General features: G+C 31.4%; 13 protein-coding genes. All 13 read right to left on the bottom strand.

Going from position 1 to position 16,860, the window contains the following annotated elements:
- Positions 1 to 53 precede the first annotated feature (53 nt).
- Complete coding sequence (gene orr / locus LL038_RS00365; protein ID WP_216119517.1) at positions 54 to 1,124, bottom strand: ornithine racemase Orr; 1,071 nt, start codon at positions 1,122 to 1,124, stop codon at positions 54 to 56.
- Between the two features lie 42 nt (positions 1,125 to 1,166).
- Positions 1,167 to 2,537: a GlmL-related ornithine degradation protein gene (locus LL038_RS00360; RefSeq protein ID WP_216119516.1), complete on the bottom strand. Its 1,371-nt coding sequence runs from the start codon at positions 2,535 to 2,537 to the stop codon at positions 1,167 to 1,169.
- Between the two features lie 17 nt (positions 2,538 to 2,554).
- Positions 2,555 to 4,765: a D-ornithine 4,5-aminomutase subunit OraE gene (oraE, locus tag LL038_RS00355; protein ID WP_216119515.1), complete on the bottom strand. Its 2,211-nt coding sequence runs from the start codon at positions 4,763 to 4,765 to the stop codon at positions 2,555 to 2,557.
- Complete coding sequence (locus LL038_RS00350) at positions 4,765 to 5,130, bottom strand: ornithine aminomutase subunit alpha (RefSeq protein ID WP_216119514.1); 366 nt, start codon at positions 5,128 to 5,130, stop codon at positions 4,765 to 4,767. Before LL038_RS00350 ends, oraE begins: the two co-directional genes overlap by 1 nt.
- Positions 5,131 to 5,148: 18 nt before the next feature.
- A complete protein-coding gene (gene ortB, locus LL038_RS00345) occupies positions 5,149 to 6,561 on the bottom strand; it encodes a 2-amino-4-oxopentanoate thiolase subunit OrtB (protein ID WP_268055962.1) in 1,413 nt (470 codons plus the stop codon).
- Between the two features lie 41 nt (positions 6,562 to 6,602).
- Positions 6,603 to 6,893, bottom strand: a complete 291-nt coding sequence (gene ortA / locus LL038_RS00340; protein WP_216119513.1) for a 2-amino-4-oxopentanoate thiolase subunit OrtA — start codon at positions 6,891 to 6,893, stop codon at positions 6,603 to 6,605.
- A 269-nt stretch (positions 6,894 to 7,162) separates the two neighbouring features.
- Positions 7,163 to 8,515, bottom strand: a complete 1,353-nt coding sequence (locus LL038_RS00335; RefSeq protein ID WP_253199832.1) for a sigma-54 interaction domain-containing protein — start codon at positions 8,513 to 8,515, stop codon at positions 7,163 to 7,165.
- A gap of 288 nt (positions 8,516 to 8,803) precedes the next feature.
- Positions 8,804 to 9,856, bottom strand: a complete 1,053-nt coding sequence (locus tag LL038_RS00330; protein WP_216119511.1) for an aldose epimerase family protein — start codon at positions 9,854 to 9,856, stop codon at positions 8,804 to 8,806.
- A gap of 130 nt (positions 9,857 to 9,986) precedes the next feature.
- The gene (locus tag LL038_RS00325; protein ID WP_216119510.1) at positions 9,987 to 11,165 is read right to left on the bottom strand and encodes an ROK family transcriptional regulator; all 1,179 of its coding nucleotides are present in this window, start codon (positions 11,163 to 11,165) and stop codon (positions 9,987 to 9,989) included.
- Positions 11,166 to 11,182: 17 nt separating this feature from the next.
- Entirely contained in the window at positions 11,183 to 12,694 is a 1,512-nt protein-coding gene (xylB, locus tag LL038_RS00320; RefSeq protein WP_216119509.1) for a xylulokinase, read from the bottom strand.
- A 147-nt stretch (positions 12,695 to 12,841) separates the two neighbouring features.
- On the bottom strand, positions 12,842 to 14,629 hold the full coding sequence (locus tag LL038_RS00315) for a cache domain-containing sensor histidine kinase (protein ID WP_216119508.1): 1,788 nt from the start codon (positions 14,627 to 14,629) through the stop codon (positions 12,842 to 12,844).
- A 183-nt stretch (positions 14,630 to 14,812) separates the two neighbouring features.
- Positions 14,813 to 15,823 carry a galactofuranose ABC transporter, permease protein YjfF gene (gene yjfF / locus LL038_RS00310; RefSeq protein ID WP_216119507.1) on the bottom strand — a complete coding sequence of 337 codons (1,011 nt, stop codon included), beginning with the start codon at positions 15,821 to 15,823 and terminating at the stop codon, positions 14,813 to 14,815.
- The gene (locus LL038_RS00305; protein ID WP_216119506.1) at positions 15,820 to 16,857 is read right to left on the bottom strand and encodes an ABC transporter permease; all 1,038 of its coding nucleotides are present in this window, start codon (positions 16,855 to 16,857) and stop codon (positions 15,820 to 15,822) included. The genes yjfF and LL038_RS00305 overlap by 4 nt, the downstream gene beginning before the upstream one ends.
- Positions 16,858 to 16,860: the final 3 nt, after the last annotated feature.

Genomic DNA, 16,860 nt, shown 5'->3' with positions numbered 1-16,860 from the left:
TATGTTCCTCCTTAAAATTTTAATATTTAATTTCATATAATGCAAACTAATTTTTAATTATTATAATACTTTTCAACATAAGGGGAAGTCATTGCCTTAAGTAAACATCCATAATCTATTTTAAACTCTACTATACTTCCCACTATTAATTGCTTTTTACTATCAGTAACATCTAAAATCAGATGATCACTACTTGCACCAAAAATACTTATGTCATTGTCCAAAGGAGTTATCCCTTCTACTCTTATATCTTGTCTTCCTAATGCTATAATGGCTCTTTTTCTTATTCCTTTGTCTTCAAAAGAAGGAATATATCCAAACGCATCCATACCTATAGTGCCTGTTGGCACAGTTGGTTTGCTCTTTATTTCAACTATTTCACCACTGAGTATAAAAGCATCATCATAGCAATTAGGCACTGGTTTCCCAAAAGAAGTTTCTCTACCAAGAACTATTGCTTCTCCAATTCGAAGCTGATTAATTTCTTTTGGCATATTATCATTAATAACCATATATAAACTACTAGAATTTCCTCCTGAAATTACAGGTAATTTTAAATCAAATGTTTTTTCTATCTCAAGTTTTAATTTTATAAGCTTGCCTAAATTTTCACTATCTGGAATTACTCCACCGTAACAAGTAACATTGGTTCCAAGGCCTATTAACTTAATATTATCTAATTTTACTATTTTACTGACAAGGGAAACTACATCATTAATTAATACTCCTTCTCTTAAGTCTCCCAAATCTACCATTAATATAATACTATGGATTTTATTTAATTTATTTGAAGCTTTTGCTAGCTGCTCTATTGTATCTATTTCTGAATTTAAGCTACAATCACTATACTTAACAACCTCATAGGCTTCGCTTATCATTGGAATTCTAAGCAACATTTTTTTACAATTCAAATCATTTAATTTTTTTAAATTTAATATTCTAGAATCTGCAACCATAGCTACTCCAGCTTCGAGTATAGCTTCTACAATAGGCTTTTTAGCACAATATACTTTAGTAACCGCGGCAACATCTATATGCTTTTTATTACACATCGCTAGTATTGTTTTTACATTATGAGTCAATTTTTTAAGATCCACTTCCATACAAGGATATTTTTTTCCCATATAGATACTCTCCTTATTTCGAACTTTTGCAAATAATAATAACTAACAATCCAAAGATATATCTTTTGTTATCCCTAGACTTTGAATTAACAAGGCTTTTGCTACTTCTTTGTTTTCTCTACTTAAAACTCCTGCGCAGGCCATAATATAGTTTTTGTCGATTAGTACTTTAGCACCTTTTTTAGGTAACATTGTAACTTCATCCTTTAAGTACCTTATTTTCAAAAGCAAATCTTCTCCCTTTGGAAGCCTTGTAAGTGCACCACCGGTACCTATTATATATTTAACCTCAGATAAATCCTTACCATAGGCTACAAACCCACTGTCACCATCATATTTTCTTTTTATAAATCCTACATGCCTATCTATTGCAACAGCTATAGCTTTCTTTGTTAGCAATCTACTTGCAAATACATCCTCCTTATCTTTTGGTATAGGTTTTATATGCTCTTTTATATATTCAGTGCTAAATTCACCTAAGTCCCTATCATCAAGTAAATCGATTACATTTTTACTGTTAATAAAAACTCCAAGATCTCCTTCTACAGTTCTTTTAGCCTTTGGTTCAGGATTTATTAGCATATCTAAAACTACGCTACTTCCCTCTGTAACAGAATGCACATCGGTAGTAGCACCCCCTACATCAAGAACTACTAAGTCTCCTATTATGTCATACAAAAGTTTTGAACTTTCCATAACTGCTCCTGGTGTTGGCATTATGCTTCCATTTACCATTTCTTTTATTTTACTCATTCCAGGTGCCTTAACAATATTTTTTTCAAAGGCTTCTTGTATTATTTTTCTTGCAGGTTCCACATTTAAAATATCTACACTTGGATATACATTATCTATTAGATAAATTTCTTGCCCTTCAAATATTTCTTTTATTTCTTCTCTATTTTCGCTGTTTCCACAGTAAACAATAGGAATACTAAATTTTTCGGCACTTATAAGTTCTGCATTATAAAGAGCTGTTTCCCTCTCACCATAATCCGTGCCTCCAGCAATCATTATCATATTAGGATTTATATCATGTATCCTCTTTAAATCACTCTTTCTCATTTTTCCAGCAGTAACCATTTTTATTATGCCACCAGCGCCAAGAGCTGCTTCCCTTGCCGCCTTAACGGTCATGTGCTCCATGAGACCATGAACAGTTACTCTAAGCCCACCTGCAGCACTAGAGGTTGCTAACATCTTTTTCCATGTGATTGGTTCATGTATTTGATTTTCAATATCTTTAACTGCATTTTTTAATCCTATAGTTACATCACCGTCCGTTACTGTAGTACAGCTGTTGCCTTGAAAAGGTATATCTACAAAAACATGACCTGCCTCATCGTAACATACGTTAAATGCTGTAACCAAGGTGGTGGTACTACCTATTTCAGCAACTAGATAATCTACCTTCACAAGCAATCACACTCCTTTTACTCTTCCTCTTCTTCATTATCAGGAAGGCCCATTAACCTTTTAATTATGAATGATGCTACGGAGGTACCATTTGATCCACGTCCAAAACCAACATCCATGCCGTTTGCTTTAGCTATTTCATCAGTTACTTGTGTTCCACCGGAAACAAGTATAATCTTATCTCTTACTCCTTTTTCTATACAAAGATCACTAAGTTTTTTCATGTTTTTTGTATGAACATCGTTATGACTAATTATTGTACTACAGAGTATAGCTTGAGCTTTTGATTCTATAGCTGCATCTACAAGTTTTTCTATTGGACATGAAGTCCCGAGAAAAATTGCTTCTATGCCAAATTTTTCAACTCCACCATGTTTAATATCAATAACTTCACGAACTCCAACTGAATGTTCATCTTCCCCAACAGTTGCTGCAACAACTTTTATTGGATGCTGCTTTACATAATCTTTCATTTGTTGATCTGATAGTGATTTTCTTCTCTTTGGAAGAACTAACTCATCACGTTTTATAGGTGTAAAATCACATACTCCTTTTATTTCAACTAGAGTTCCTTCAGCCTTTTGTAATACTTGTTTATGAACAATTTCTACATTTTTCAAATTCATTCTTTTTCCCATTTCAAGGGCTGCCGCCTCACTAATCTGTTCATTTTCCGGTATACATAAAGTTATTTTTACATACCCATCTTTTGCCCATTGAACCTCAGGAACCACCGTCCCATCTTCTTTAACTTTTTCCATTCTCTTAAATACATTATCATTATCATCTAGTTCATCGATGTATATAATTTTGGAATGATTACACAATGTACATTCTTCAATAGCTTCACAAGGTTTTTTATACTCTTTTGGAACATTATTGTATCCAAAATGACCACAAACCGGTGCAAAATAATCTGATTCTCTCTTAACTATTGTCCCAACTGCATCTCCACCTAAAATCTTTCTTGCGATACCGTCATCATTTCTTTCTGGGTATTGACCTGAGTCAATAAAAAATCCAGAATCTACAGCTTTAAAGTATCCACCAACCTCTAATATTTCCTCAAAGAACAAAACAGCTCTTTCTTGAATTTCTCTTGCCTTTTCTGGTAAATATCCTGTTTTCTTAAGCTCTATCATGTCCATTAATCCATCCATACCTATAAATGCCTGTTTAGCTGTATTAATAGCATGAATATTATTATAATGCCAAGGAACATTACGTCCTTCATCAGGAGTTATTGTACTTTGAATATCTGCTGATGTTAACTCAGATATTAAAAGATTCAAAGTATGTCCTACTGTAGCCTCTCTTTCACAAGATTCTATATATTTAGTATTCATTTGAGCTCTCATCTTATATTTTTTGAAAAACTCCCTTAGAGCAACTGCATAAGGCAAGTCATATCTCATACAAGGGGCTGGTGCTGATGTTGGAGGTACTGTTGATAAAGAAATATTTTCTGGTTTCATTCCAACAAGCTCAGAAAAACAAGAATTTATAGCATGTTGCACCATAAGTTCTGGCATTACCTTATAACCCTTCATAGCTGTTGCATTTGCATTATGCGCACCATCTATTTGAAGCATTCCAGCATGTGCCATGATGCCTTTTGCAACTGCAGCATCAACGAAAGATCTAACCATATTAATATTTCTATAAAGTACATTATATTGTGGATCTTGATGAGCTCCATTAACCCCTTCTTCTGCAAACATAACTGCTACATCAGGACCTGCAACGCCAGATACATAAGAATGAAAATTAATCTTTCTACCCACTTCTTCTTCTATTAAATCTATAGCTTTTCTTGTTGCTCTAATTTCTTTTCTAGTTATTGGTACCCCACCAAATCCTTCAGGACTTCCTTCGAGTAACCCATCAAAATGACTTTGTCCCATTGTCCTAATAACCATTAAATGATCCGCACCGTGCCATGCTGCCATTCTCATTCTTCTTATATCATCTTCAAATCTTCCTGAAGCAATTTCTGTGGTAATAGTTGCTCTTGGTTGTGGATCTATATTTCCAAAACTCCTTGCTGCTGGAAGAGGTTGACTCTTCTTTAAAGGTGCTGATATTTCATGATATGTGAATTCACCAACCTTTCCAGTTTCATTTTTTTCTCTCCAATGCCAGCCTCTCCATTTAGGCTCATACTTATCTAGATCCTTTAATATTTCTTCCACATTAAGTTTTGTATTTTCCTCTAGCTTTTCCTGCATTAGTTGTCACTTCCTTTCATTTTTTCAGATACGACATCCCAGCCTATTCCTTTAGAAAGTTCCACTCCTGCTTTAATATAATCTATATTTTTAAACTTTGCATAAGTTAAAATCACATTTCCTATACCCTTGCCAAGTAAGTTCCATTTAGTTCCATAAGATATTATGGGCTGAGCTTGTAAACTAGAAAAACCCATTCTAAGTACTACAGACCGTTCAATAGCTGGTGACGTATGCGTATATGCTAAATCAACCATAGGTTTTACTACTTGATTTGTAAGGCTCCAAAACCTATCATACAATTGGTCATTTGTTAAATTTTTTAAATGTTCTCTTCTTATTTCGAAATCATCTTCTCTTCTCATAAATTAAATACCCCCTTCCTAACATATTTCAACGTTATGTTGTTTTAATATTTCTACAATTTTTTCTTTGGGCAACTTTGTTTCCAAGGATAAATATTCAATATCAATCTGCTGCGCTTTATTCTCACCTAATTTCTTAATTACATTTTTCATATATGATTCTTTTAACCCTTCCATATCGATATCGGTGACTTTCACCTTTGATGGATGAGATGGGATTACTATATTCTCACCTGGTATTTGCTCCTTTGGATCACCAACATAAACTTTAATTCCATTTTCTTTAGCAAAATTAAGTTGAGGTAATAAATGTTTCCCAGCTCCCGTATATTCAGTCTCTTGAACAACTATGATAGCATCATCACCATATTCCTGAGCAATTGCAAACGCCGCTACTAAGGATACATTTCCCGCTGGCCCTCGCTCGAGTCCTTCAATCTGTGCTAATATTTCAGTCATCCAAAATACATCACCTTGAGTAGTTGTTACGTATCTATCTAAATATCTTAAAGGTCTAGCAGCACTTCTAGGTACATCTGACCTATCAGGATTCGTCATAAATGGAATCCCAAATCCTGTATGCCCCGTAGTAAACGATTTCTTATTGAAGTCTATATCAGATGCCATATGAAGACCCGAAAGATCAACTGATGCTCCTATTATCTTTGTCTTTGTAGAACCAGCTCTAATAAGCCCTCTTGCCGTACCAGTAACATTGCCACCACCTGCATGAGTTATAATAACAGCATCCGGTTCTTTCCCTAATTTTTCTCTGCACTGCTCAGCTATCTCATAACCTAACGTTTCAATTCCTGCTACTCCATAAGATGAATATAATGAAGCATTATAATAACCTGTATCTTCAAGTATTTTTAGGTAAGTATAAAATAATTCAGGACCTACAGAAAGTCTAACAACTTCCGCTCCAAATCCTTCACATTTCCTTCCTTTTTCTAATATCTCTGGTTGCCCTACTTTTCTTGAATCATAACATTCATTTGCTATTATGCATTTAAGCCCTCTTATATTTGCCTGAGATGCAACTGCGGCTCCATAATTACCTGAAGTAGCTGCTCCAACGCCAGTGTATCCTCTCTTCATTGCATCAAATACAGATACACACGCTCTTCTATCTTTAAAACTTCCGGATGGGTTAGCACTTTCATCTTTTACAAATATTCTAGCCGCATGTCCAGTCGTTGACACCTTTCTTGCAAGTTTTGTTATATTTCTTAATTCTAGAAGTGGAGTATTTCCTACTCCAACTTCATTTTGAATTCTTTTAACTTCTTCAAACGAATATTCAACATCACTCATCAAAGCTTCATAATCAAATGAAATCTTGCCAGTTTCATATTTACTATAATCTATCCCTATAGATTTTAGAATTATATCATTCTTTCTAGACATAAGCTTTTCATATTTATTCACAATGTATAACCTCCTATTAAAATAGATTTAAATTCATTATTTTACTGAGATATAATCTCTCTAGCTTGTTTTCCTATATTACTTATTTCTTCAACATACTTACCATATGTGTGGTAATATCCCGGTTCTATTTGAGCGACTATTCCTCTAGCGATTCTACCTACATTAGTTTCAACTTGTATTTCACTTCCTAATTCACAATCATTTAGGCACTTTCCACGTATCCAGCATTTAAGAGGAGTTTTCTTTGTCTCATCTGGAATATTTTTCGCTCTATCTTCTGGTGTTAAAACGATTTCTTCTATCTCGACCCAAGTACCTTTTTTAATCATAATTTTACCTCCCAAAATCAAAATTATTATTAAATCATTTTATTAATATTCTTATTTTAATAGTAGCAATTATCATGCCAAATAGAAACACACGTATTTAAGCCATTGCTTAAATACGTGTGTTTTTTATTTGCAAAATATTCTGCATGTTTTATTATAATAAAAAGTTTCAACTAATAATTCCCAGTAAATTCAGTGTCTTCTAAAGTTAACTATACCTGCAAAATGTTTTGCATGTATAGCAAATAATCTTGCTTATTTTAATAAGTTTATATTATTTTATGTATCTTTATTTTATATTGAAGATTTTGTCTTGAAATACTAAGTTCTCTAGCTGTTTTACTAACATTATAATTATTTATTTTTAATATTTTTTCTATTATTTCTTTTTCAATATTACTCATATAACATTCTAAATTAAATTTTCCATCTAAATTTGATAAAACATCGCAAGGATTTTGGTTATTTTCATATACAATTCTAGAATCAAAATAATTTTCTGTTAAAATCGAATTATTATCTGCCATATTCATTGCAGCTTCAATAACATTTGTTAATTCACGAATATTTCCTGGCCAACTATATTCTTTAAGTTTCCTAAGCATATTATCATCTATACCTTTTATATTTTTACCTAAGATTTTATTATATTTTTCAATTAATTTTTCTACAAATAAAATAATATCATCTTTTCTTTCTCTTAACGGAGGAATATCTATTCTCAGCACACTTAACCTATAATAAAAATCCTTTCTCAATTTACCACTTTCTATAAGTTTTTGCGGTTCCTCATTTAACGTGGCTATTATTCTTACATCAATGTATATACTTTTAGTGCTTCCAATAGGCCTTATATAACCATCTTGAAGTACTCTTAGAAGTTTAGATTGAAGATACGGTTCTAGCGAATTAACTTCATCTAACAAAATAGTTCCATGATTTGCTTCTTCAAACAATCCTTTTTTATTCTCAGCTCCTGTAAAACTTCCCTTTTCCGTACCAAAAAGCATTCCTTCTAACAATAGAGCAGGAATAGCTGCACAATTTATAGGAATAAAAGGCTTATCTTTCCTCAGCCCACAATAATGAATACTTTGGGAAAAAACTTCTTTTCCTGAACCGGTTTCAGCATATAATAGTACAGATGAACTTGAAATACTAGCTTTTTTAGCCTTCTCTATAATATTTTTCATAATAGGATTATTACCATAAATATCACTAAAAGTATAATGTACATTTAATTTTTTATCCAAATTTTGTAATTTACAAATGTTTTCAGTTAACTCTTTTAACCGAGTCATATCTTTTGCTATTTCAATCACTGCTATAATCTTATTTTCTAAAGTTACTGGAATAGTAGTATTTATAGTAGTCACTTTTTTCTTATATCCATTGCCATAATGTTGTATTAAATCTACAATTTTTTCACCAGACTTTAATACATTCATAAGTGTAGACTCATCATCTTTTACATCCTCTAGATACTCATTAACCTTTTTACCTATTACTTCTCTAGGCTCTACACCCTCTACTTTTCCCATAACACTATTGTAATATATAGTTCTGCCTTCACAGTCTATTACATGAATTCCTTCCTCCAAATTTTCTAATAAACAGTCCAATATCTTCCGAGCATTTGGAAATTCATTATCCATTTTTTAGATTTAGTGAGCATTGTATTATAAGTATACAAACACACTAAATACTCACTTCCTTTCTCTATTCCGTATAGATCATGTCAAAGCTTTCTTTTATAATAGATGTTTATGTAATTTATCTTGAATTTCACATGTAAAGCATATCATACAAATTATAGAAATGCTATATTACATTAGATTTTATACAAAAAAGTAAAAAGTGAATTTCACCCTTTCATATAGGGTGAAATTCACTTTCAATAAAAAATATTCTTACCTTACTGAAAATTTGTATATTGTTTTATGCTCATAATTTTGTTTTGCTTTAAGTATTGGTGACTCAAAATTCTTAGTGTTAATAGCATTCGGAAAATATTGTGTTTCAAAGCAGAAAGCATCTCTTTTATTATATGTTGCGCCGCCTTTTCCGAGCTCTTGCCCTGTTAGAAAGTTTGCTGTATAAAACTGTACTCCTGGTTTAGTTGTATAAACTTCCATAACACGTCCACTTTTCTCATCATAAGCTTCGGCTGCCTTTTCAAGTTTTTTACCAGTAGTATTAATTATATAATTATGATCATATCCATTACCAAATACAATTTGTTCATAACTGCTTGAAATATTTTCTCCAACATATGTTAATTTTCTAAAATCCATTGGAGTGTCATTTACATCGGCTATTTCACCCGTAGGTATAGAATTTTTATTATTTTTTGTAAATTTATCAGCATTAATCATAACCTGATGTTTTAAAATATCTCCTGAGCCCTGACCCGAGAGGTTAAAATAAGAATGATTAGTAAGATTTACTATAGTATCCTTATCTGAGATAGCATTATACTCTATTTTTAATTCATTATCCTCAGAAACCGTAAACTTAACAGATACATTAAGATTTCCTGGGTATCCTTCCTCCCCATCAACACTAAGGTAAGATAATTCTATACTATCATCAGTATCTTTTGATCCAATTTTTTCTTCCCATACTTTTTTATCAAAGCCAACTACTCCACCATGTATATGATTTTCGCCTTCATTTTTAGCTACATTATACTTAGTTCCATTGATTTCAAAACTTGCAGTTCCTATTCTATTAGCAACTCGCCCAATTGTTGCTCCAAAGAAATAATTGTACTTTCTATAATCTTCTAATGTATCGTAGCCTAAAACTACATCATCAAATTTGCCATTACTTCCTTGAACCTTTAATGATACCAATGTTCCTCCGTAATTACTAACCTCGGCAATCATACCCTTGGAGTTTTTAATAGTGAAAAGATATACTTCCTTTCCATCTATTATTCCAAAATTTCTTTTTATACTCATAATTCACTCTTCCCTTCTTATATATTATATGTCTAATCATAACTTTTCATATTTGTTTGTATAAAACAATTTATTCTATTATATACCATATAACTATTATACAGAATATAAAGTTACATAAATATAGTATTTATATTATTTTTTTATTTGTAAAAAATATTTCTTGCATAGTCATTAATGCTGCACCTAGTATTGATGCGTTTTCTTTTAATTTTGAAAATGATAACGAACATTCTTCTTTAGTGTAAAAACTGTTTTCTTCAAAAACCTTTTTCATCAAAAGTTCTTTAAAATAATCTTCATAGTAGGCAATTTTTCCCCCTATTATAATTTTTTCAGGATCCGTTATTAAAATGATATTTTTAATTCCTTCTGCAAGATAATCAATATAACTGTAAAGAATTTTTTTTGCTTTTTCCTCCGTTTTCGTGAGTCTAAAAAATTCTTTTAAATTTTTATCTTCTACATTAAATTCCTCATTATACTTGTTTATTAACGCTTTTTCAGAAGCATATAGTTCAAAGCATCCTTTTTTACCACAATTACATTGTTTTCCATCTTTTACTATAGTCATGTGACCAAATTCACCAGCTCGCTTATTATTTCCCTTATAAAGATTATCATTTATCATAATTCCTGTACCTATTCCCTCTGTTATAGATACAAAAACTAAGTTTTTTATAACTTTATCAGTATTTAAGAATGTTTCAGCGTAAGCTGCTGCATTTGCTTCATTCTCTATAAAAAATTTATAACCATATAGTTTTTCATATTTTTTAAAGTCTATATTATTTAGTTTTAGATTTGGTGCATTTACCAAAAGTAGTTCCTCTTCATTCACTGTACCTGGAAGCGAAAAACCTACACCAATTATCTTATCCTTTGGTATATTAAAACTACTAACTAATTGATCTATACATTGTTTAATTTTATTCATTATTATATCTATACTTTCAATGTCTTCTGATAATTTAAATTCTTCTTCTTTAATTATCTGAAGCTTAAGGTTAATTAATGCGATTCTTATTTTACTAGGAGTTATACAAACTCCAAATGAGTATCTAGCATCTGGTAAAAATCTTACAATAATCGGCTTTCTTCCCCCTGTAGATTCAGCTACTCCTGCCTCATCCAAGTATCCCTCTTCTATAAGCTCATTTACATTACTAATTACTGTAGGGATGCTTATATGAAGTTCTTTTGCTATTTCTTGTTTTGTAATCTGACTTTTTTTATATAAAAGATGTATTATATTCTTCTTGTTTATTTGTTTAATAGTTTCTTGATCTAAAATCTTAAATTTTTTCAAAAAATCACCCATCCTACCTAGTCTTCCCTAGAATCTAACTCGCTTAGTTCTTTAAATTTGTCTTTTAAGCAGCTATAAAGTGAAGCATAAACCTTATATGTTTTATCATATTTATCAACATCTTTTTCTATTGGCATTATAGTATCTGTTATCTTTATTAATGAATTACAAGCATCATCAACGTTATCATAAAGTCCACAACCTACTGCAGCCAAAATTGCTGCTCCATATGCAGGCCCTTCCTTAGAATTTATTGAACTAACTTTTAAATTAAATACACTTGCTAATATCTGCTTCCAAAGTGTGCTTTTTGAACCACCACCGCTTACTCTTACTTCTTTTACTTCTACGCCCATACTCTTTAAAATTTCTAAAGAATCCCGAAGACCAAAACATACTCCTTCAAGAATTGAACGCGTCATATCACCTCTGGTATGAGTTATATTCAAACCTATGAATGCCCCTTTTGCATCGGGATCACTATAAGGCGTCCTCTCTCCCATAAGATATGGTAGATAAATTAAACCTTTAGAACCTGCAACTGAATTTTCAGCCTCTGTTAGTAAAGATTCGAAAGAATTCTCTTTAGTATCTAAATTTATATTATTATTCCACCACTGCAAACATGATGCCGCTGAAAGCATAACTCCCATTTGATGATATCTACCATTTGCATGACAAAATGAATGCAATCTATTCTTACTATCAACTGAAAACTTTTTGTCACAAGCAAATACCACACCAGAAGTACCAAGTGCTACAGAAACTACACCACTATCAACGGTGCCTGTCCCTACAGCACCTGCTGCTTGATCTCCAGCCCCAGCAACCACTAGTGTTTCCGTAGAAAGACCAGTAACCTTTGCAGCCTCAATACATACTCTTCCCGTTACTTGATAGGATTCAAATACTTTAGGTAAAACTTGCTCATCTATTTCTAAAATACTCAACATTTCCTTAGACCATTTTCTGTTTTTAACATCAAACATTAAGGTTCCTGATGCATCAGACACATCTGTTGCAAACAAACCTGTAAGTTTAAATCTTATATAATCTTTTGGTAACATCATCTTAGAAATTTTATTATATATATCAGGTTTATGTTTTTTAACCCATAATACCTTAGGTGCAGTAAAACCAGTTAATGCCATGTTAGCTGTATATTTAGAAAGTTTGTCCTGCCCTATAACGTTGTTTAAATAATCACATTCTTCTTGTGTTCTTTGATCACACCACAAAATTGCAGGCATTAATACCTTATTATCTTTATCCAAAAGCACTAAGCCATGCATTTGACCACTAAATCCTATTCCTTTTATTTCATCAGGTTTTAAGCCACTTAACTTAATAATCTCTTTAATACCTTCTTTTGTGCCATTCCACCAGTCATCTGGATTTTGCTCTGCCCATCCTATATGTGGGTAGCTTATTTCAAAATTTTTAGTAGTAGTATTCACTACCTTGCCACTCTCATCCATAATTATAATTTTTACTGAAGAAGTACCTAAGTCAATTCCTAAAAAATACATATTATCCCCCCCAAGAGTTTAATTTGATCTCTATTTTATATCTATATTGTAATCGTTTTACTAAACTTTTTCAAGTGGTTTTAAAAAGATTTCAGAAAATAAAAATGGAATATAAACAAGATATAAATTTACATTGTCATATATCAATTAATTCTTTATAATTGGATGCCACAATACCACTGTAGTACCTTCTCCATAAATACTATGATATTCCAATCCAAACTCTTCACCATATGTTAATTTTATTTTTTCATTTACATTGAAGATCCCATATCCAATCACATCATTTGAAGTTGTTTTACCTTTTAACATTTCATTTATCTTCATTAATTTTTCATCCTCTATGCCTATACCATTATCCTGAATTACAAAACAAATTTTTTCATTTTCAATCATGCCACTTATTTTAATATGACCACTACCTCTTTTTTCCTTAATACCATGATAAATTGCATTTTCTACAATTGGCTGCAATATTAATTTTATTACACTTAAATTTAATATTTCCTTCTGCATATTAATTTCGTAATTAAGTTTATCCTCATACCTAATTTTTTGAATTAATAAATAACTTTCCACATGTTTAACTTCTTGAGATATTTTAATATTTTCCTCCCCAGCACTTAATCCAATTCTTAAAAGATTAGTTAAATTATAAGTTATATCAACTATATCCTGTGCATCATGTTCTTGCGCCATCCACTGAATTGTATCTAACGTGTTATATATAAAGTGTGGCTTTATTTGAGCATGTAATATACTTATTTCAGCTTTTCTCTTCTTTTTACCTTCCGTTTCTACTAATATAATTAGATTTTTGATTTCTTTAACCATATTATTAAATGCATTTCCAAGTTCACCAATCTCATCATCGTATTTACTATTAAAAACCACATTGAAATTTCCTTCTTCAGTCTTTTTCATAAGCCTCTTAAGTTTCGAAATGGGCTTTACTATAGACTTTGTAAAAAATGTTGCCAATATTTCCGCGATAAGTAAAGTAATTATAGCAATTATTATAGAGTAACATGCTAAAGAATCTATGACCCTTAGACTTTCATTCAGAGGAAATACTTCAACAGTTTTCCACCCTGTATAGGTTGAATTCCCATGAATTATTTTATAATCATTTTTCTTAATTCTCTTAATTAAAATTTCGCCACTTGAGTTATCAGTCCACTCACTTTTTATTCTATATACTATTTCATTAACTGGTGAATATACTATTTCGCCATTATTATCTACAATATATACAAATCCATTTTTTGCAGGTTTAGCATGTTCTATTACACTCTTTATAATATCTAGTTTCATGTCTATGAGAATTACACCAATACATTTACCTGTTTTCTTATCAACTACAGCCTTTGACATTGATACCACATCATCAGCACTGTATTGAAAAACATTATTAATATTTCTACCAACAGGTTTACTAAAAAGATGCATAGTAATGGGGGTTTTCGATGCATCCAAGTACCATTTTTCTTTTGTAAGAGGATCTCTTGAGATCCTACCCATAACATCACTTACAAATGTATCATCTTGTTTAACTATCATTATCCCCGCTATCTCTGAATGAAATGTAGTGAAACTATTTATAGCCTTAGATGCCCCATCCATACCCCTACTATCAATATTTTTCTTGATTACACTACTGTTAGTATTGTTGTCAAGAAAACTTATAATTCTTGGATCTTCAGATAAATAATTAATTATATTTTCTGTATCTTTTATATAAAAATCAATATTATTACTTATTTGACTTACCATTTGCCTTATATTTTCATTTTGTTGATTAGTAATTGAATTTTTATATAACAAATTCCCCAAAATCGAAATAGTAATTATCGGTATTAAAATTACTAGGGAGAAATAAAAAGACAATTTATATTTTATACTTCTATTAAGAAAATTTTTTACAAATTCATTCATCTTTCCCCTCCTATTAGTTTCATTACCATCATAACCAAAAAATATAGTTTGTACAATAATTACACATATAGAAATTTTAAATTAAAATCATTCTGTGTTAACTCTACCTTACTCTTTAGACGCGACATGAAAAAGAAGTATTTAAAAATAAATTTTAAATACTTCTTTTGGTATTAATTACATCTAAGCTTTCAATGCTACTGTCTTTTTCTTTTCGTTACTTATTACAATTACCCTTTGAAGAACAATAAAGATAAATAACAGTAATCCAACTACAATTTTTGTCCACCATGAGTTCAAGGTTCCATCGAACATGATTAAACTTTGAATAATTCCAGTAGTTAGCACACCAAACATTGGCCCTATTGGGTATCCAGATCCTCCTGTTAATAGTATTCCCCCTATTACACAAGCTGCTATAGCATCCATTTCAGTCCCATTACAATGTAGCCCATAACCTGAAAGCGTATATATTGTGAATAACAATCCTCCTAATGAAGAACAAAATCCAGATAGGGTGTATACCAAAATTTTAGTTTTTGCAACTGGAAGTCCCATAAGCATTGCAGAATTTTCACTTCCACCAATTGCATATATAGTCCTACCAAATTTCGTATATTTAAGTATATATGCTGCTACCGCTACTGTAAGTAAACCTATTATTACATTAATAGAAATAAACGCTCCTGGTAAAACAGGTATTCTAAAAGCAGCAATCTTAGTAAAAACTGGATTAGTTATAGTTATCGTATCTATACTAATAAGGTAGCTTGAACCTCTAGCAAAAAACATACCTGCTAGTGTTACAATCCAAGGATGAAGTTTGAATTTTTGAATTAAATATCCTTGAACTGTACCAAAGACAGCACCTATTACCAGAACAAAAATCATAACAATAAATGGATTCACACCTTTTCTTAGTAGGTCTGCACAAATCATACTTGTGAAGGCGATCATAGCACCCACAGAAAGATCAATTCCTCCTGTGAGTATTGCGAATGTTTCTCCAATGGATATAACAATTAAATACGCATTATCAATAAATAAATTTGATAATACCTGTGCTGAGAAAAAACCATCATATAACACCGAACCAGTTAAAAACATAATTATGAATAGAGTTATCGTAGCATAAATAGAAATATACGCAGGGTTTAACTTAAAGTTTTCTTTTCTAATCTTAACTTGTTTCATATTCTTTCCACCTCCTTTGCTTTCATATTATTTTTATTATGAAACAATCTTCCATTAAACATTTTCCTAAACTCTGTAGTTTGAATTAAGCACACCACAATTACGACAACAGCCTTTACAACTAAGGTAACTTCTGGTGGTACTCCCATACTATAAATTGTGGTTGTTAATGTTTGGATAAATAATGCACCTATAACAGTTCCACCTATATAAAACCTTCCCCCTGCCATCGAGGTTCCTCCAATAACTGTTGCAAGAATAGCATCCAATTCAAGCCACAACCCTGCATTGTTTGCATCTGCACATTTTATATTTGAACATATAATAATTCCAGCAATTCCAGACAAAATACCGCAAATTACATATAAAGAAAAAATTACTCTTTTAGAATTAATACCTGCAAATTTACTGGCACTGTTATTCACTCCTATAGATTCAACAAATAATCCAAGAGCAGTCTTTCGCATTAAATAAAATACAATCCCTACAACTAAAACTGTTATATATACTGCAAAAGGTATAACCCAATAACCAGTGCCTATAAAAATAAAAGTTTTATTTGTAAAGGTTAATATTTGTCCACCTGTTACTAACTGTGCAATACCTCTACCCACTATATACAAAATCAAAGTAGCAACCATGGGTTGTACTCCTATGTACGCTACTAGCATTCCATTCCACATACCGCAAATAAGTCCAACAAATATACCCGCAAGTATAGCAAGAGGTACATTGCCACTCATAACAATAACAGATGCTGAAACAGAAGCACTAATAGCGATGATAGATCCCACAGAAATATCTATTCCTTGCGTGGCAATAACAATGGTCATTCCAATGGATATAAGAATAAGTGGGGCTGCATGATTAATTATGTCAATTAGGTTTCCATATAAATGACCATCCCTAATATTAATGCTTACGAAGCCAGGTCTAATTACAAAATTCAAAAATATTAATGCAATTAAAGATGCTACTGGCCAAAAGATCTGCATTGCATAAAACTTTTTAAATATATCTTTAATTTTGTGCATTGT

Origin of the sequence: Clostridium estertheticum (assembly GCF_026650985.1) — a bacterium.
GTDB lineage: Bacteria > Bacillota > Clostridia > Clostridiales > Clostridiaceae > Clostridium_AD > Clostridium_AD estertheticum_C.
The sequence above is the reverse complement of the archived record's forward strand: the minus strand, read 5'-3'. Positions and strand labels throughout refer to the sequence as shown.

Coding starts and splice junctions, on each gene's coding strand:
- orr (WP_216119517.1), bottom strand. CDS start 1,124: ATGGGAAAAAAATATCCTTGTATGGAAGTGGATCTTAAAAAATTGACT.
- oraE (WP_216119515.1), bottom strand. CDS start 4,765: ATGCAGGAAAAGCTAGAGGAAAATACAAAACTTAATGTGGAAGAAATA.
- LL038_RS00350 (WP_216119514.1), bottom strand. CDS start 5,130: ATGAGAAGAGAAGATGATTTCGAAATAAGAAGAGAACATTTAAAAAAT.
- ortA (WP_216119513.1), bottom strand. CDS start 6,893: ATGATTAAAAAAGGTACTTGGGTCGAGATAGAAGAAATCGTTTTAACA.
- LL038_RS00330 (WP_216119511.1), bottom strand. CDS start 9,856: ATGAGTATAAAAAGAAATTTTGGAATAATAGATGGAAAGGAAGTATAT.
- xylB (WP_216119509.1), bottom strand. CDS start 12,694: ATGTATTTTTTAGGAATTGACTTAGGTACTTCTTCAGTAAAAATTATA.
- LL038_RS00315 (WP_216119508.1), bottom strand. CDS start 14,629: ATGAATGAATTTGTAAAAAATTTTCTTAATAGAAGTATAAAATATAAA.
- yjfF (WP_216119507.1), bottom strand. CDS start 15,823: ATGAAACAAGTTAAGATTAGAAAAGAAAACTTTAAGTTAAACCCTGCG.
- LL038_RS00305 (WP_216119506.1), bottom strand. CDS start 16,857: ATGCACAAAATTAAAGATATATTTAAAAAGTTTTATGCAATGCAGATC.